The sequence below is a fragment of the Shewanella olleyana genome, assembly GCF_023283825.1.
Lineage (GTDB): Bacteria > Pseudomonadota > Gammaproteobacteria > Enterobacterales > Shewanellaceae > Shewanella > Shewanella olleyana.
Genome location: NZ_JAKILD010000003.1, coordinates 1 through 19452 on the forward strand (window position 1 = coordinate 1; position 19452 = coordinate 19452).

Here is a 19452-nt window from a genome sequence, read left to right on the forward strand (position 1 = left end):
CAGCCCCATTCTCAAGAACCAACGGTAAGCGACGTTAACTTCGATTTCTTTGATGAGTTTACGCTCACTTGGAATACCAAAAAGGTAACCCAATAACATGATTTTGAAGAGTCTGACGGGGTCGACCGGTGGGCGACCATTATTAGGGCAATAGAGGTGGGCAACTTCGTCACGAATAAACTCAAAATCAACGGACTTATCGATGAGACGAACGAGGTGATTTTTGGGAACAAGTTCCTCAAGGGTCACCATTTCTAATTCATATTGTTGTGGACTAGGCTCTCGAAGCATGATGATAAACTTGGTTATTATCTGTACTTCTATTAGATCAAAGCCCTAGACGAATGTCTAGGGCTTTGTCAGCAGTCTGAACAGCGCCTATGGCGCTGTTTTTTTTTATTTCTTTGTATTGATTAAAGATGGTATTGATTAAAGATGGTATTGATTAAACACCGTATTGATTAAACGTGGTATTTTACAGATATCGGATAACTGTTAATCATCACTAAGTGATTTTGAATACTTTTAATAAGTGATTTTAAATACTTTTAATAATTTACGATAGCCAACGATAATCCATTAAAATAGCATCTTCTTTTACCTTAGTTTCAGCTGCTAAAGCTTGTTGATTATCAGCGTTTACAATAGCGCAGGGGTAGTAATTCTTACGTCTTCCCGTTTCAACAAAACCTACTTTCTCATACAAGTATTTAGCCGACTCATTAGACTCGCGCACTTCCAGCATGACCACCACAGCATCATGACTTTTTGCATCTGAAAGCACATGATTAAGCAATTGCTTGCCTAAGCCTTTTCCTTGACGATCAGACGACACACAAATATCTAATAAGGTCACTTCATCAACAATTTGTTGAATCACAGCAAACCCCAATAACTTAGACTCTTCAAATATCCCAAATACGCGATATAAGCGGCCAAAACAGTCTTTTAAGCTCGATAAGCTCCAAGGATGACTATGGGCATCAGATTCTATTGTAAACATCTCAGATACTGAATCTTCGGCTAAGACTTTGATCGTAAATGAATCGCAAGCAGATTGAATTGAGGTCATTAAGGATAGTTTCCAGAAGGTATTAACGTAAGTATGCACTGACAATAAAACAAATAGTGTTTTGCTTGTTTATCGTTTTTAGCTTTTCGTTATTGTGCTTTCGATATTGTGTTTTCGCCAGTGTAAGAGTAAGTGTAAGTGTATTCACAAGCTTTTTATTGGCTTTAAATACACTAAGCCGCTGTTTTATCTTGGTGTAAACAAAGCTGTTGCCATAACTCTCGCTTAGCTTTGTGACCGATTTCAAGCTCTTTTAATGGCGCGGACACCAGCCAAGCAACGCGAGGGCGAACGCGTAACTTACGCATATCCCACACCACTTGCATACCTTTAACCATCTCAGTATCAAAATCACAGTCGGCAAGTTCAATGTTAAGCAAAGCTAAAATATGGGAAACAATCGGATGCTGGCTAATATCAGATTCAGTATCATGAATGATCAAATAAGGTTTTCCTTTTGCATCAGCACTGCGCCAACGAGTCACGCCCATAGCATCTAAAAAAGCTGACTTTTCCAAAAGAGTTCTCCCACTTTGAAAGGTTTGATTAACACGACTTGATAACAGAACAAGTAGAATAGCAGCTCATGAACGGGATTGTTAACCAAAAATAAAGCGATTGACGCTTTTCAGCGTAATCGCTTTATCTATGTTCAATTATGATTATTTAATGAATCAATATTTAAGAGTCATTGTTTAAGAATCAGCGCCCAAGAATAATTGCCCAAGAATAATTGCTTAAGAATAATAGCTTAGCCGTAAAATTAAATCACCACCGATTCAGCATCATTTTTGGCTACGACATCGGCATAATTGCATACTTGGTTACGACCAGTATCTTTAGCAAGATACATGGCATTATCGGCATGGCCAGTTAACGCTTCAAGGCTGTAACCTGACTGGTGACTATCTGTCACCCCAAAGCTTGCAGTGATCGGGAAAGTATTACCACTTGGCGCGCTATCAATCTCAGCAATCGCTTTACGATAATCTTCTGCAATTTTCATCGCCGTATTGGCATCACAACGAGACAAGATAATACAAAACTCTTCACCACCTAAACGGGCAAAGATATCATTCTTACGGCCAATACTTTTACAAGTGCTAGCAACGGTTTTTAACACCCTATCACCACATGCATGACCGTAATCATCATTAATAGTTTTAAATTTATCTAAATCAAACAAGATACAACTAATGTCATCTTGGTTAGTTTGACAAGCTACCATCGCATCTTGTGCAGCAGAGGTGAAATGACCACGATTATATATTTGAGTCAAAGAGTCGTACTCAGCTAAATGTCTTAGGCGCTTTTGATTGCGATTAGAACGAATGGCCGCAATAGCAAGCAAGCTGATCACCATGATTAATAACGCCATAAACAAGCGGTTATTTTCGGTTTCACTGTCAGCTAGACGCTGGCTCGCTTTTAGTAATTTATTTTGTTTATTCAGCAGTTCAATTTGAACTTTTTGCTCAACCGCTTTGTGCTGCGCAAGCTGGAAAGCGAGGTATTTGGTTTTTAAATCATCAAAGTAAGTTTTATCAGCTTCTGCAAATTTTATATAATATTTTAATGCATCTTCAAAGTCATTACTTTCTACTGCAACTTTATAAAGAGCCTCATAGGCAATCATTTCAGGCTCCATATTATTCATTCCAGAGCTCAATGCTATTGTCTTTAGCCCAAAATCTTTTGCTTTTGTATATTCACGCTCTTCAATATAACTACTCGCGAGTAATGAGTAATAATGTGAAAGCGTTGGAACATAGTTAATATCCTCAATTGGTGCTAGGTTATCTTGCAAAAGTTTAATGGCTAGATCACTATCCCCATTATCAAGATGTAAGCGTGCCATAAAAGTATAAATAACACTCAACCAAACTATTTCATTATCTATAGTACAGGCTGAAATAGCAGAATTTATTTCAGGGGAATTTAATTGAAGGGCATTTAAATAAAATTTTGACTCCAAGATTAGTTCTTCCGCAACACAACTTCCTTGTCCTTGAAGGTTAATAGCATTCAACTTCTGAGCGTATTGAAGAGCCAATTCATACTGACCAATTTTATTATAAAAGTATGAAATAACTGAAATTGCCATTTGACTGAGAGCAGGATCTTTAACCAAATGTAAATCAGCCAGTAATTTTTCTATATAAGTTAAACCTTTGCTCCATTGTTTTGATAACGCCATAGTATTTAAAAGTGAAACATTTGCTCTCAGTTTTACTTCTATAGTAGTGTTCGACTCACTTAGGCTTTGCCAGATTTTTTGAGCCTCAACAAAATTACCTTTAAAAGCAATTTGATATGCTTTTAAATACTGAAAGTAATCACTTTGTTCTGGAGTAAAGCTAGGTTCGAGGTAGTCTAGATCGAGTAAAAGCTTATTAAATTGGATAGCATCTCGACTTCTTACGGAATCAGCTTGTGACAAAGCTTTATCCACATCAACCCTGCCATCAGCCCAACTTGGGGCTATGACAAGGAGTAATAATGCAAAAATCAGATAAATAACTAATTTCATTTTTATATAAATTTATAGAGAAATTTCTGACTTATCTTCAGATGGAGCTTCCTCAGACTCTTCGTTTTCATTTTCATCCGCAGGGAAAAGTAAGCAGTATATATCAGGGCAAACATCCATTTGTTTAATCACAGCATTTGTATCTTTGTTCATTAAAGCTGTTTTTAATTCAGAGCTTAAATTAGTTTCATTAATTGCTGAATGGAACTCTGTTAAGTTAGTTAAAATTGCATCATTTCCCATTCGTTCTAATAATTTAATAATTGTTGACATCTTGTCTCCTTAAGTTTGCTAAAGTGCCGATTTAACGACGTTTTTTTTAGTTATAATGCAGCAATTGCCATATGCTAATACACTATTTAACTGCGTGATATCCTACTACGCTAATTCTTGTTCAATTTCAGCCAAACGTGCTACAAGCTTTTCATTTGGCAGCATTTTTTCACTAGGTGGAATAACTAGAGTTGTGTGCATATGAATATCTGCACCCACTAACTCTGAAAGCGAGATTGTTTCAATACGAATATTGTCAATTGGCAATACTGCAGCTTCATATAAAATAACTTGATGCTCTAAAGGATATTTTTCAGATAGTAACTCTATCAATACCAGTCTGTAGGCAGCACCTGTAGAAAATTTTGTTAAAGATCTGTCACCCGCCGATCCAATTTGCCACAAAATCAGATAGCTTGAAGGATCATACTGGCGCTTATAAAACATAAACTGGCTTGCTTCGAATTGTTGACATCCAAAACGACCAGGGTCTATACCTAAATCTGCGATTAGACAATCTTCAGCAGATATGCCAGGAATCATTTTGGCAGGAAACCCTTCAGCCTTTGCCATTGCAATAGACTTATGGGGAGCTTGTGCAAACACTCCTGGATGACCGTAAAAAGCACCGACAACTTTTTTGCCAGCCCTGACTTCGGTCATCATCGCAGTAACCATTTCGTTATAGGTTATTTGGCGTGATTTACCTTCTTGATAATACTTTTGTAAACTACGTACATCTTGATGCATTTCTTGCAACCATAACTCAGTAATACCATGAGATACAGCAGAGAAAACAACATCAGCTTGTTCTATATAGCTCTTACTCAGAGGACAAATGTGTGCACCAAGAGTCATACCGATACCTACACAAGCTAAACTTCCAGACATATTGAATCTCTTATTCAAGTAAGTGACATACCCACAGCTCAACAAAAAAGACTAACCATTTACCAACAAAGTCACAACAAAAAACTTTCAGATTAGAGCATAAATATATGTAAACATAAATGTTTAACTAATTTAAGTTTAAACTTTGAATAGTTATTTTTTCTGAACAGAATAAGTTAGATTATCGTCATCATTAATTACCAATTTCTTAAAACCAGATAGTCGCAATACTCTTTGTGGAGCGTAATTTTTGAGACTACACTTAGCATAGATAGTTTGTATGCTTAAATGGTTAAACCCATATTCGATAAGCCCAACTAATGCTTCAACAGCGTTGCCTTTTCCATGAGAAAGCCTATCTAATATCAAACCAGCTTCCGCTTCGCCCTCTTGATAGTATTGAAAATTCAAACTTTCAATACCTAAAAATTTATGTTCACTTTTTGAATATATTGCCCAAATCATCATTTCAAAATTTTTCTTTGAATACTTGACCAAAGTAGCTTCAAACATTCTATCTGAAAATTCAAATGTTAATGGTTCTGCAATATTTTTCATAATCTTAGGGTCAGTATATAACTTATTAAAACTAGCTCTATCTTTGTTATTTATAAGCCTGATAATCAAGTTTTCAGTTTCAAACTCATGCATAGAGAAATTACCTTCAGAAATTAATTGCTAACATGTTTGCTCAGCAAATCGAATTACGCCCGTTTCATGAGCTGAGCGATCAAATATCACATAATAGTCATTCAATAATGGCGTTCCTAATAAGCATTGATTCGGCCATTGAGGTAATTGACTTAAAATTTTAAAACACGCCTTACCAGGTTTTGGGGAATTGAGCTGCCAGTAATGCTCTGGCTTGCAACTGATGGTTATCGCTTTATCGATGACTTCGTTTTTTCTATCAGGACATTCGTGGGTGATTTCACCATCAAAAGTGAAGTGCAGTGTCGGCCAATGGCTTAAATCATCTGGGTGGTGGCCAGTCATGTCTCGGCCTTTAAATAGCTCAGTCATATCAATCCCCTCTTCTTGCAAGCGGATATCTTTAAACGGGGTGACTAACTCCACAAACTCTTCTGACACATTGTTAAAGCCTTTCAACATCGCTTCATACAATAAGTTGGTGAGCAAAATCCCTGAAACACCGGTATCAATAATGGCGTTACTTTTATGGGAAGCAATGTACTTTTCTTGTAATGCTGGGGCGGCTACAGGCTGTTGGTCGCCGACACTCATGGAATACAATTTGACGTTGTAATAGCGATTATGAATCACATCAATGGTCTTAAATTTACCTTGGTACAGCTCGGTGTGCTCTTTGCCACCGCCTAAAATCAACCAGCCTTTGTTAAGTGGATCGGCTGCGATTTGCTCTTGAGTATAATCATCTTTGGCAATATGAATACTTGAACGCTTTGAGTGAAAAGCAAAACGATTATCCGTTAAGCCATTATTTTTCAAACGGGTAAAATACGGTACGACGGTCTGCTGAGGCTGCTTTTTAAGAAACTTCCTAAAGCGTTTTAAATCTTCGCCACTAAAGCGTTCTTGCTCGTCAGTTTCATAGCTCTTCGCTTCATGATCACTATGTGCTGGGCACACAGAATTTGGCTCAGAAAATGGCCATGGGAATGTCGATGCTGGATTGATTTTATGCTCTTCAATATAGGCTGTTAAATCGTAGCTCTTGTTCAAGCCATAATAAGCCAGACCCAATATTCCATCTGCATCGGCAAAAGTTTTTTGATGTTCTAATGAGGGTACAATTGCTACCGGGCAGCCTTCTAAATCAAGCGGCTGATGAGCAAGGTTAAGATGCGGCAAATGGGTTGTTGTATTTTTATCTAAGGAATCTTGCGCTAACAAATCATGTTTTAGCCCATCTTGGCTAACACTCACCTTAGTATGCACTAAAGGGCCGTCCCAGCCACCAGCGCCATAAATGACCTGCTGTGCAAAAGTGCTAGGTTCTAAGTATTCATCTTGATGTGGTTGATACACCTGCTTTTTAACTACTAAAGTACTGCTACCAGTATCAACGATTAGATTTGCAGGGCTAGCTTCACTGCCAAGGCGCATTTGCACGCAGTAACCGCCTTTGGCAAACACGTTCACTAGGGGTAACTTTACTGTACGGGTTTGAGTTCTAACGGTATCAGTAGCTGTATCAATAGCATGAGCAAATTCAGTTTCAAGCACTGAATTAACTGCAGATTTAGCAGTCTGTTTAGCATCTTCAAGATGCTGCTGCATTTGATTATGATGATGACAGTGGCCTAATAAGTGTTGATGATGATCATCATTTGAGGCTTGAATAGCGGCTTGCTGATTGAGCGCTTGCTCTTCTAATATTGCTGTTTCTTCAGCGAGGGAAACCCTGTTATTGTCTTGCTCACTCATTAAGCTTTTGCTTCCTTGCTATTGATACATTTTCTACTGTATCGATAGATATATCACCATATTAAAATTTACGGCATGTAATTCATTACGTTAGGCCCTTTACTTTAAATTAACATTGTTACAGTTGTCACGAAATAGATCAGTAGAATAGCAATTTTTATCTCTCACTTTCACTAGCCAGCTGTAAATTTATCGCGCCAAATAAACTGAAAACTGCCAAGAGTTAAAATTCAGGCATAAAAAAAGCCTCAACAATAAGGCTTATTAGGGAATTTAATTGCAAGCATATACAAGCAAAAATTTAACAGTGCGTATTCAGAATAGCCAGACACAACTAAAAGCGAGTTTGATCTATTTCTAAAACGTAATGGGAGAATTGAGTTAAAGTTAAATGAGATTGAAAATATTGGTGAGAAATTTCATTGCGCTTAGCATGATACATCGCAATATCTGCATTCTTCATAAGTGACTTTCTGTCTTGACCGTCTTTTGGGTATTGGGCAATGCCAATGCTGGCGCCAATAATAATCATATGGCCTGAACAAGGTATATCAATTAATAGTGCTTGCTCGATTTCTTTGGCTATTTTAGAAATGTCACGCTCTTGTGCATCAGGAATAATAATCGCTAATTCATCACCACCAATACGTGCAGCAAGCGCATCAGTTGGTAATACGCTTTCTACCCGTTCTGCTACGATTTGCAGCACACGATCTCCCTCAGCGTGACCAAAGGTATCGTTAATCATTTTAAAATTATTAATATCTAACATTAGGCAATAAAAAGAGTCAGGTTTTTGCGCGATGATTTTATCCATATGACGATAATATTGCTGTCGATTAGGCAAACCCGTTAATAAGTCGTGATTTGCTTGATGGTTTTTCTCTTGCAGTAGGCTGTCCATACTCGAGATAGTTTGCTTACTCAAACGAGTCACTAAGTACACAAACCACCCTCCCGCAAAAAAAATACCCGCCACAACTAATTGAATAAAATTAATCGCTTGCTGGCTTTTTAGCAGTAAAGATAAGTAACTTAAATAGCTCACAATAAATAATACGATTAGCATCAATAATGTCAGCCAACCTTTACTACTAAATTGAGAATAGGCACAAATTTGATAGGCAGGTTTTAAAGAAAGGCTGAGCCCAATTAGCCCCAAGAGCACTAATATTGATGCTGATAAATCCATTGGCTTTCCACTTTCATTTAATAACAAAGGGTAGTTATTTTATATTAATTAGTATTAATTTGAATATCACCTCAATAACACAAGTGCTTAGGGCCTGTTGATCTTTGCTGGTTAAGTTTTGTTCGAAATAAAAGCGTTTTAATTGAGGCGGATGGATTGATGCCTAGTCATCTAAGCGGCTTTTATTCACAACGCTGCATCCAACAAAGAGTAAAACGCTTTTAGTCGAACCCTTTGGGCAGCGTTTGTTGGCCATTTTTACTGCGTTATCGACTTTTTATGTAGAATAATTACACCACAAAGTCTCTGCCTTGTATAAATGACCAACAATTCGCTGCAAAAACAACCTTGAAAGTTCAATAGGTCCTATTCATTTTTAGTGTAGCAGTTACATGATGATTTGCCTTTAAAGACACCCATTTAGATTCTAAACCGTTTATAAGGCAGGGTTAATCTTTACTCTTAAGCACTCTCGTTTTTCCACTCAAAAACAGTTAACATAAAATCAACAACCAAAATTAAATATTGTTCAATCACAATAAAACAAAAAGAACTAAACAAAACAATAAGAACATGGAACGATCAAAGACATGATAAAGACCTACCAAAAGCTGCTTATCACTTGTATCTGTTTAGCCAGTTTTCCTGCACTGAGTCAAAGCCAATTAATCAGTAATATTCACGGTTATACTGTTCAAGATAATCGTCTAATTCAATTTAAAGCTTTGCAGTTTAATGGCGATACCATCGAAAAAATTTATACCGAACAAGATAACCTCCCATATAAAACCGAGGCCAATATTAATCATATCGATGGTAAAGGCCGCACTTTATTACCTGGACTCATTGATGCCCACGGGCATGTACTAAGTTACGGTTTAAGCTTAATGCGCGCTCAATTACGTGATAGTGAATCAGAAGATCACGCTGTCAGAATGGTCGACAAATTTAGACAACAGCAATCATCTCTTGACTGGGTTCAAGGACGAGGTTGGAACCAAGTTTTATGGCCTAGTAAGCAATTTCCTAGCGCAGCTTCACTTGATGAGGTTTTTCCTAACACTCCGGTATGGTTAGTGCGCATTGATGGTCATGCTGGTTGGGCTAACTCGGCTGCAATGAAAGTAGCAGGCGTAAATGCTAGTTCAAAAAGTCCGTCAGGTGGCGAGATCATTCGAGATTCAAATGGTGAACCTACTGGTGTGTTTATTGATAATGCGATGAGCTTGATCACCAATAACATCCCTAAGCTTTCTATTGATGAACAACAAGCCGTGTTAGAAACAGCATTAACGTCTTTAGCGCAACTTGGTTTAACGAGTGTTCATGATGCTGGGATCCAATCCGATACGATTGCAGCCTATAAAGCGTTAGATTTACGCAGTCAATTACCAATTCGTGTTTACGCTATGGTAGATGCTGAAGATCCAAAGTTTGATGAAATCATGGCTGCTGGCCCTTATCGTATCAATACCGATAAGTTGCGTGTCAGCAGCGTAAAAATATCTGCCGATGGCGCATTAGGTAGCCGTGGTGCTGCGTTAATTGAAGATTATAGTGACTTAAAAGGTCACAAAGGCTTGTTGTTATATTCTAAGAAAACCTTGGGCGAAACGATTGAGAAAGCGATGCAAGCGGGTTTTCAAGTTAATACCCATGCCATTGGCGATCATGCAAACCAGATTGTACTGGACCATTACCAATCGTTAATTGCCGCCAGCAAAAGCCGTCATTTACGTCACCGCATCGAACACGCCCAAGTGCTGCAGCTCAGTGATATCTCGCGATTTTCAGAGCTTAATATCATTGCTTCAATGCAGGCAACCCATGCCACTAGCGATAAAAACATGGCGGTAGACAGAGTTGGCAACGCGCGTATTGAAGGAGCTTATGCTTGGAGAAAACTGATCAATGCCGGTGCGGTTATTGCTGCTGGTTCTGATTTTCCTATTGAATCGCCTAACCCTTTTTATGGCTTACATGCATCTGTGACCAGACAAGATCATGATAATCAGCCGCTTGATGGCTGGTACCGCAAAGAAAGCATGACATTAACTGAGGCCCTCGCCAGCTTTACTAGTAATGCCGCTTTTGCTGCTCATCAAGAGAAAGAGATTGGACAACTTATACCTGGAATGAAAGCAGACTTTATCTTGGTCGAGTCTGATATTTTTTCGATGCCTGCTGAAGAGATTTGGAAAACCAAGGTCAGTGAAACTTGGGTTAATGGCCAACGAGTCTATTAAGCTAAACATTAACTACCATAAATCAGCCACTAACCACCCATTATTCAAAAGATGGCATGGCAACACAGTTACCTATATGAGTCGACAGGCTAAGTCTTATGTCGACTCATCCCTCTCTTGTTTGTCCTTAGCTGAAGCTATGATTTAAATAACTAAAGTAAAAACTAAAATAAAATATGAAATAAATAACCCTTTTTCAATTTGCTTGCGTTTATAGCAATAACACCGAATCAATTTACCGTTATTGCTGGAGCATTTATGACTCGTTTAAACAAAACTATTCCCCTAATAAACAAAGCTAATCCCCTAAAAAAAACCATCTTAAATACATTAATTGCATCTGGGCTACTTATTGGTTTTGCTGCTAATAGTGCTGTTGCTGCTAATTATGATTTCCCACACTTAGAAACCGTTGGTACCAGCCAAGTTAATATTGCACCTGACATGGCTGAAATCTCAGTTCAAGTTAGCTTAAGTAAAGATAATGCTAAAGAGGCTAAGACTGCGGTTGATGAAGCTGTGAGCAAGTTTATCAAGCGCTTAAACCAAGCTGGGGTCAACAAACAAGACATTCAAAGTGCCAACTTGCACATTCAACCTCAATATCACTATCCATCAAACCAGCCTAAAGAATTAACAGGCTACAGCGCGAGTAGACAAATTACAGTGAGTGTTAAGGACTTAGCAAAGCTGAATGACATTCTTGATTCCGCCTTGGAAGAAGGCATTAATCGTGTTCAAAACATTGCCCTAAAATCATCTGACGAAACCAAGGCAGTTGAGCAAGCAAGACAAGCCGCAATAAAAGATGCCAAACAAAAAGCCCAATCTTTAGCCCAAGGTTTCGAACGTGAATTGGCAGGTGTTTGGGAAATTCGCTATTTAACTCAGCATCCAGTTCAACCAGTCATGATGCGGATGAATGCCATGCAAAGTGATATGGCAGAAAGCTACCAATATGGTGAAGTGAGCGTACAAGAACGTGTAGAAGTCGTTTATCGCTTAAAGTAGCTAGTAATCACAACTTAACAGCATTAAAGGGTGGCCTAGCCCATGCTGGCCATCTTGTTTGTTTGCTCTAGTTAACACTATTACAATTTTATTATCTCTTTTGCTTTTTTCTTGTTTCTAATCAAAGTCTCTATTGTCTTGCTGAATAAACTATGGCGCAATTTGGCGGTGAACCTTTCTAAAATCTCTTATCACCACAAAGCGGTCGTATTGTTTTATCCATACTAATTCAGTCAAGAGGACGCTTCATGAAAATCGATTTATCCACTCAAATTGCTGGAATACAGTTAGACAGTTATTTGATGAATGCCTCTGGCCCTAAATGTACCACTTGGGATGAACTGCAAACTATTGCTCATTCAGCTTCAGCGGCAGTGGTGACAAAGTCTTGTACTATTGAACCACGGGAAGGAAACCCTGAACCTAGATATCAAAACTTACCTTTAGGTTCTATCCAATCTATGGGGTTACCTAACTTAGGTTACAAAGCCTATTTAGAAATGGTCCCACAATTAAAAGCGCTAGGTAAACCAGTCATCGTCAGCGTTTCAGGTTTCAGTGTTGAAGACAATATTGAAATGGTCAGTGCATTTCAAAACAGTGATGTTGACCTAATTGAAGTCAACTTCTCTTGCCCTAATATTCCCGGCAAGGCTCAAGTGGCTTATGACTTTGAGCAAACCGATAAAGCACTCGCAGCCATTACTGCATTAGGCAATAAGCCTATCGGGATAAAACTAGCACCTTATTTTGATATGTCACACTTTGTGGCTGCGGCAAATGTTATCAAAAAATACCCTGTAAAGTTCATCACTTGCATTAACTCTATTGGTAATACATTGGTGATTGATCCTCATACAGAACAACCTATTATCAAGCCTAAAGGTGGGTTTGGCGGTTTATGTGGCGACTACATTAAACCGATTGGCCTTGCTAATGTGCGCGCATTTCGTGAGTTACTGGATGACGATGTGCAAATCATTGGTGTTGGCGGCATTAAAGCTGGTATCGATGCGTTCGAATATTTACTCGCTGGCGCTGATGCGGTGCAAATAGCCACCTGTTTTGAAAAAGAAGGTGAAGCTTGCTTTGAGCGAATTGAAACTGAACTTGCTGAGTTCATGCAGTCTAAAAACTACTTAAAAATTGCCGATGCAAAAGGTAAGTTAAAACCGCTATAACCCCACTTTAGCAAATCAATTTACATTTAGGGCCTGTTGATCTTTCAAGGTTATTTTTGCAGCGAATTGTTGGCCATTTGTACAAGGCAGAGACTTTGTGGTGTAGTTATTCTACTTAAAAAGTCGATAACGCAGTAAAAATAGCCAACAAACGCTGCCCATAGGGTTCGTCTAAAAACGTTTTACTCTTTGTTGTATGAACTTTGCTTAGATGACTAGGCATCAATTCATCCGCCTCGATTAAAACGTTTTTAACTCGAACAAAATTCAACCAGCAAAAATCATCAGGCCCTAATAGCCAGTTCATGTGTCCTGGCTATTTTTAAGGCCAATAACAAGTAACTATCACCAATACCTACCACCAATATTCCTCATTCCTCACCATTTAATTAGCATTTGCTAAGCTAATTTATCGCTAAAAATTATTCTACAAAATATGCCTAATCAATAATAAGACTGTTAATATTGATTTAAATTAACAGCTTCACTACTTAAAACCTGTTAATTGATAAACTTTCAGTAACCTACCATGCAATAAATACAGCGCTTAATGAGCCTTAAGACTCAAACGCCGCAGGCACAACATAATAAATGGATACGACACGTGTTTAAAAAATTACTTGCGATGACCAGTTCAACCCAAATGTTAATAGCCATGTTTGTTGGCTTTGCTGTGGGCATTTTTTTCGGTGAATCAGTTGGATGGCTGAGTACTATAGGTAATGGCGTTATCTTATTAATGCAGATGACCGTATTGCCTTATATTGTGGTTTCGCTCATCGGCGGTATTGGTAAACTGCAAAAAAGCACTGCTATTTTAATATTCAGTCGTGCTGGATTGATCATGTTATTGCTCTGGCTTGTGGGTCTAGTGCTAACAGCATTAATGCCTCTGTCCTTTCCCTTTGTAGAGTCGGCATCATTTTTTAGTACCAGTATTATTGAGCCGGTAGAGCCAATTAATTACTTCAAACTCTATATTCCCTCAAACCCATTTGAGTCTATGGCTGCCGGCTACGTCCCTGCGATGGTGGTGTTTAGTATTGCAATGGGCTTAGCGTTAATTGGGATGGAAGGTGATAACAAGTCCCAAGTGCTGTCTTTTATGCACACGATTACAGAAACGTTCTCTCGCATCACTCAAGGCTTAGTTAAAGTTTTACCTATTGGTATTTTCGCCATGTCAGCCGCGGCGGCTGGCACCATGGGCGTAGATGAATTTGCCAGTATGCAGGTTTATTTAATCAGTTATTTTGTACTGTGTTTATTGCTCACCTTTGTTATTTTGCCTTGGATTGTGTGCTCATTAACCCCTATTACTTATGCGCAAACCGTTAGAATTACTAAAGCAAGCTTAGTGACCGCTTTCGCTACGGGTAACATCTTTATCGTTATTCCCGTGATTATCGAAGAGTGTAAGCAAATTATGCGTGAGCATAATAATCTCAGTGAAGATGGCTTAACCCTAATCGAAATCTTAGTTCCAATCGCCTTTACCTTCCCTAATATTGGCAAGTTAACCGTTATTCTGTTTGTCTATTTTGCAGGTTGGTTTAATGGCACGCCTGTCGATCTTAGTGCCATACCTTCATTATCTATCAGTGGACTGCTGTCTTTGTTCGGCAGTGTTTATGTCGCCATCCCCTTTATGCTCGACTTAGTGCATTTACCTTCTGATTTATTCCAGCTATTTGTCATGTCAGGGTTTATTACGGGTAAGTTTAATTCGATTGCAGCGGTGATGAACTTATTCGCGCTGACATTATTAACAGTTTGTTTATTCCAAGGCTGCCTAAAGCTACGTGCGCCGCAGCTGATAAAAATGTCAGGTGGTTTGCTCGTCAGCACTGTGGTTACCATTTTAGTCTGTCGCATTGGGATGGGAGTGTTTATTACTAGCCCAGAAATAACCAGCGGTGTGATTGCCAATATGAAAGTGGCAGATAAAGTCCCCACTAAGGTGAGCCGCCAATTTCCTGAAGTTGGTAAAACGCCAAACCAACCGATTGCTGACGTACAAAGTATCCGCAAACGTGGGGTACTGAAAGTAGGCTATATCCCAAGTAATGTTCCATTTAGCTACTATAACAATGCTGGTCAATTGGTTGGTTTTGACTCAGCAATGGCGACAAAATTGGCTGAAGATTTAGGTGTCGAGATAGAGTTCATTCCCTTTCATAAAGATAAACTTGCAGTTTCACTGCAAGCTGGGTTCTTTGACGTGGCCATGTCTGGGCTTGCAATGGATATTAAACAAATGGATCGTTTAAGTTACAGCGATCCAGTGCTTGAACTTAATATTGCTATTGCAACCAAAGATCATCGCGTCAACAGCTTTAAGTCTAATGAATCTTTAATGGCCATGGAAAATACCACTGTGGCTTATGTGGAGCACGATGACAAAATTAAAGAAGCCAAAAAGCAGTTACCTCATCTTACATTCGTCAAAATAGACGGCTACAAAGACTTCTTTAGACAGAAAAAAGATAAATACGATGCAGTAGTGATTAGCGCTGAAGCAGGTTCGGCTTGGACCTTGTTTTTCCCAGGTTATGGCATTGCAATTTTAGAAGATAAAAACCGTTATCCTGTGGCTTATGCTGTGGCTCAATCAAACCAGTCACTGCTTAACTACATCAATAACTGGCAGAAACTGCGTAAAGTCGATGGTCATCAGCAAGAATTTTACGATTATTGGATGTTAGGCAAAGGCGCCACCACGCCTCAACCTCGCTGGTCAATCATTAGAGATGTTTTGCACTGGGTTAAATAGACACCTCTTGCAAGTTTAAGCCGAGCAAAAAGCCTAATAACTCTGACTTTATTAGGCTTTTTTCTCGCTAACTTTTATGCCTCATAAACCCAAATATTGCCACACCTTAAGTTGTCACAAAGCCTGTTTACAGTACAAAATTATGATTTTTGGCAGATCTCGCCTATTTTTCATTATTCTGATTGTAAAATTAGACTAATTGATAGAAACGAAAAGTTTGCAACATTCATTCAGTTAACCTAAAAGTAACCCATTGAATACATATTTTTAAACTCAACACCATCCTTAAACGTATATGTGTTGTACTCAAATTAGTAAGGATACTAGTTACGAATGATGAATAAGTTACGTATAGGGATAGTCTGCCACCCAAGCATTGGTGGCTCTGGGTTAGTGGCCACTCAATTAGGTATTGGACTAGCGAGATTAGGCCATGAAGTGCATTTTATTGCCCATAAACGTCCTTTTAAATTATTAAGTCACCATGACAACGTCTTCTTTCACCAAGTGGATGAAGTGAACTATCCACTATTTGAAGGGCCGTTACATACTTATTCGTTAACCGCTAAAATTGTAGAGGTGGTTGAACAAGCCAAATTAGATTTAGTGCATGCACACTACTCTATCCCTCATTCTCTTTGTGCATTTTTAGCCAGCAACATCTGCAAATATTCATTTCCGATTGTTACCACTATTCACGGCACTGATGTCACCATAGTAGGCCAAGACGATGCGATTAAACGCCTGAATACCTTTAGCATGAATCAAAGCACACTGCTCACAACCGTCTCTCATTTTCAGCGGCAATATATCCAACAAGAATTTGAGGTTAACCAGCCAATTAATGTGGTTCATAACTTTATCGATACGGATGACTTCACGCCCAAATTAGTCGATAAAACGCTGCGAAAAACGCTTGCTGATGATGATGAAAAAATCTTGATGCACGTGTCTAATTTCAGAGCGCTAAAAAATACTCAAACTGTTGTGAACGCCTTTAGCCAGCTAAGTGATGATACTAAATCAAAGCTAGTTTTAGTCGGCAGCGGCCCTGATATCGACAAAATTAGAACCCAGTGTCGACAACTTAATATTCTCGATAAGGTAACTTTTACCGGCTCGGTTAAGAATGTCGAACGATTCATCGCAAATGCTGATTGTTTAATCCAACCCAGTTATCGAGAGTCATTTTGCATGGTGATTTTAGAAGCAATGGCTTGTGGAGTCCCGACGGTTAGTAGCAATGTAGATGGCATTCCAGAAGTGGTTGATGAAGGCACTACCGGTTTTATGTTTCCGCCAGAAGATGCTGCCAATATGGCTATGGCGATTAATAAGATTTTTGCCGACAACCATTACCAACACCAACTGGGTCAAGCAGGTAGAACGCGTGCTATGAGTCATTTCAATACTGAGGTAAAAATTAGTCAGTATGTGGATTGCTATCACCAAACACTGGCTATCCATGGTCACAGCGCTACAGCGTGTTAGCTCAAAACTTATTTAGCTGATGATAAAGAGAAGTTAACTGAGCATAAAAGAAAAACAGTATAAGAATTTAAAAGGATTAATATGGCAACTGCCACCAAAGGGACACAAAAAAACACTCAACCACCCTCTTCAGAGCCTGCTCAAGAAGCGCCGAAAAAGAAAAAGCTCAGTATGTCGAGTTGGGTGTTGCTGTCGTTTGCAGGCGGTATCATTGCTGGGCTATTTTTCGGTGAAATGCTCGCCTGGATGTCGGTTATTGGTGATGCATTTATCAAGCTGCTGCAAATGACCATTATTCCTTATATCATAGTGTCACTCATCTCTAGCTTAGGTAGCTTAACCCTAGCGCAAGCTAAATCTTTAGGAGTTAAAGTCGGTAAGTTGATGTTAGTCATCTGGCTATTTGGTTTACTGAGTATGTACCTTATCAAGTACACTTTCCCTGATTGGCAAGCCGGTGAGTTTTTCAGTTTAACAGCATTACAAGATCCTAACTCTGTTAACCTTCTCGACTTATATATTCCATCTAACCCATTCTTTTCATTATCAAACAGTTATATCCCTGCCATTGTTCTATTTTGTGTCGCAACAGGGATAGCCCTGATTTCAATTAATGACAAAGAATCGTTAATGCGACCGCTGCAATTGCTCGGTGAGTCGTTTAACAAGGTCACCCAAAGTATTGTTATGCTGATGCCTATAGGCATTTTTGCGATGACCGCAGCCACAGCTGGCACCATGGATTTTGATGAGTTTCAAAAACTGCAGGTTTACTTTGTTGCCCACGTTGTCATGACCATTATTCTGACTTATTGGGTACTGCCAGCAATTATTATGGTTATTACGCCTTTCTCGTACCGTGATATCACAGGGATTGCCAAAGATGCCATGATTACGGCTTTTGCTGCAGGTAATATTTTCATTATCTTACCGCTACTGATCCAGCGTACTAAAGAGCTTTTTCACAAGTACAAAATTGGTGACTCGCAAACCGACGATTACGCCAACATCATCATTCCCGTGGTATTCAGTTTTCCAAACTTAGGTAAATTACTCACGATTGTTTTCGTGCTATTTGCGGCATGGTTTTCTGGAAAAGAGTTGGATTTCATTAGTTACTTCCCCATGTCAGTCAACGGATTAATTAGTCTATTTGGCAGCGTATATTTAACCATACCAATGTTATTAGACTCACTTGAGTTATCGTCTGATTTATTTCAGCTGTATATGGTGTCTAGCCTGTTCACCAGCCGCTTTACTTCACTTTTAGCTGCAATGAATATCTTTATTCTCGCCATTGGCGGCACTGCGATGCTAGCTGGGATTGCTAAAGTCAGTATGAAACGACTGATTCTATGTAGCGCGATTACACCCGTTGTGTTTGGAGTGACATTACTCGCCACAAGTTGGGTGCTCAGTAGCATAGTAGATACCGAATACAACATGGATGAAGTCGTGGCGCAAATGAGTTCTGCAGCAGAAGTACCTGAAGAAGTCATCACTTATAATTGGTCTGAAGAACTTGAAGTAAACGGCCCAAGAAGCATTGAGCAAATTAAACAAAGCGGCTTATTGCGTGTCGGCTATAACCCGGTGCAAGTGCCTTTCTCATTTTTTAATGCCGAACATGAACTCGTTGGCTTTGATGTCGAATTAATGAAGAAACTAGCAGCTGAGCTTGGGTTGAAAATTGCCTTCATACCTTACAACAGTGGCAATGCACTTGAGTCGATTAATAATGGCTTATTTGATATTACTATTTCAGGTTTGCAAATGACCACCACTCGAATTGGCTTAGTCGATTTCACTAATCCCGTGCTTAATCTGCATTACTCATTTGTAGTGAAAGATTATCGCGCAGATGAATTTAAATCTGATGAGTTAATTCATCAAGCAGAACAAATACGAATAGCCTCTGTGGGTGATTACTCCATTATTCCTTACCTAAAAGAGAAGTTTGATAATCTCGAATTTACCACGATTGACTCTGATAAAGCCTTCTTCGAGGATGATGGAAAAACCTGGGATGGTCTGCTTATTAGCCTTGAAGCGGGTAAAACCTGGACGATTCTTTACCCTGAATATACGACCTTATATAACCGTGAAGAAATAAAATCCTTTCCAGCCTCCTACGCCGTAGCAAAAGGGAATACTTCACTGCACACCTTCTTAAATAGTTGGCTGTCGATTCAACAATCATCAGGTTATGTTGATACCCTTTATAGCTATTGGATTTTGGGAGAAAACGCCCAACCTAAAAAGCCAAGATGGTCTGTCATCAAGGATGTTTTACATTGGGTAGAATAAGCCTCAAATGATATTCAAACGAGATAAAAAACCTTACTTAGTCAGTAAGGTTTTTTCATGCCTTAGCTTTACAGCT

General features: G+C 38.9%; 15 protein-coding genes. 6 read left to right on the forward strand and 9 right to left on the reverse strand.

The features are described 5' to 3' along the window. The 9 genes from L2735_RS02730 to L2735_RS02770 all read right to left on the reverse strand — a co-directional run. Positions 1 to 291, reverse strand: a 291-nt coding sequence (locus L2735_RS02730) for a transposase (protein ID WP_248983243.1), incomplete at its 3' end; no start/stop codon positions are given. A gap of 265 nt (positions 292 to 556) precedes the next feature. After that, complete coding sequence (gene rimI / locus L2735_RS02735; protein WP_248983244.1) at positions 557 to 1072, reverse strand: ribosomal protein S18-alanine N-acetyltransferase; 516 nt, start codon at positions 1070 to 1072, stop codon at positions 557 to 559. A gap of 173 nt (positions 1073 to 1245) precedes the next feature. Next, on the reverse strand, positions 1246 to 1590 hold the full coding sequence (locus L2735_RS02740; protein WP_248983245.1) for a hypothetical protein: 345 nt from the start codon (positions 1588 to 1590) through the stop codon (positions 1246 to 1248). A 245-nt stretch (positions 1591 to 1835) separates the two neighbouring features. After that, positions 1836 to 3602, reverse strand: coding sequence for a tetratricopeptide repeat-containing diguanylate cyclase (locus L2735_RS02745; protein ID WP_248983246.1), 1767 nt, complete (start codon positions 3600 to 3602; stop codon positions 1836 to 1838). Positions 3603 to 3614: 12 nt separating this feature from the next. Beyond that, positions 3615 to 3875, reverse strand: a complete 261-nt coding sequence (locus tag L2735_RS02750) for a hypothetical protein (RefSeq protein WP_248983247.1) — start codon at positions 3873 to 3875, stop codon at positions 3615 to 3617. A 105-nt stretch (positions 3876 to 3980) separates the two neighbouring features. Further along, the gene (locus L2735_RS02755; RefSeq protein ID WP_248983248.1) at positions 3981 to 4766 is read right to left on the reverse strand and encodes an SAM-dependent methyltransferase; all 786 of its coding nucleotides are present in this window, start codon (positions 4764 to 4766) and stop codon (positions 3981 to 3983) included. Positions 4767 to 4919: 153 nt separating this feature from the next. Next, the gene (locus tag L2735_RS02760) at positions 4920 to 5417 is read right to left on the reverse strand and encodes a GNAT family N-acetyltransferase (RefSeq protein ID WP_248983249.1); all 498 of its coding nucleotides are present in this window, start codon (positions 5415 to 5417) and stop codon (positions 4920 to 4922) included. A gap of 27 nt (positions 5418 to 5444) precedes the next feature. After that, on the reverse strand, positions 5445 to 7175 hold the full coding sequence (locus L2735_RS02765; protein WP_248983250.1) for a pepsin-like aspartic protease: 1731 nt from the start codon (positions 7173 to 7175) through the stop codon (positions 5445 to 5447). Between the two features lie 334 nt (positions 7176 to 7509). Then, positions 7510 to 8367, reverse strand: coding sequence for a GGDEF domain-containing protein (locus L2735_RS02770; protein ID WP_248983251.1), 858 nt, complete (start codon positions 8365 to 8367; stop codon positions 7510 to 7512). Positions 8368 to 8957: 590 nt separating this feature from the next. Here L2735_RS02770 and L2735_RS02775 point away from each other — a divergent pair. From L2735_RS02775 to L2735_RS02805, 6 genes are all read left to right on the forward strand, one after another. Next, a complete protein-coding gene (locus L2735_RS02775; protein ID WP_248983252.1) occupies positions 8958 to 10613 on the forward strand; it encodes an amidohydrolase in 1656 nt (551 codons plus the stop codon). Between the two features lie 258 nt (positions 10614 to 10871). Next, complete coding sequence (locus L2735_RS02780; protein ID WP_248983253.1) at positions 10872 to 11624, forward strand: oxidative stress defense protein; 753 nt, start codon at positions 10872 to 10874, stop codon at positions 11622 to 11624. 248 nt (positions 11625 to 11872) lie between these two features. Continuing rightward, complete coding sequence (locus L2735_RS02785; protein ID WP_248983254.1) at positions 11873 to 12805, forward strand: dihydroorotate oxidase; 933 nt, start codon at positions 11873 to 11875, stop codon at positions 12803 to 12805. Positions 12806 to 13409: 604 nt separating this feature from the next. Next, positions 13410 to 15578, forward strand: a complete 2169-nt coding sequence (locus tag L2735_RS02795) for a cation:dicarboxylate symporter family transporter (protein ID WP_248983255.1) — start codon at positions 13410 to 13412, stop codon at positions 15576 to 15578. Between the two features lie 333 nt (positions 15579 to 15911). Then, complete coding sequence (gene bshA / locus L2735_RS02800; protein WP_248983256.1) at positions 15912 to 17069, forward strand: N-acetyl-alpha-D-glucosaminyl L-malate synthase BshA; 1158 nt, start codon at positions 15912 to 15914, stop codon at positions 17067 to 17069. Positions 17070 to 17150: 81 nt separating this feature from the next. Next, positions 17151 to 19376 (forward strand): cation:dicarboxylate symporter family transporter, encoded by a 2226-nt coding sequence (locus L2735_RS02805; RefSeq protein ID WP_248983257.1) that lies wholly within the window; start codon positions 17151 to 17153, stop codon positions 19374 to 19376. The last annotated feature ends 76 nt before the right edge of the window (positions 19377 to 19452 follow it).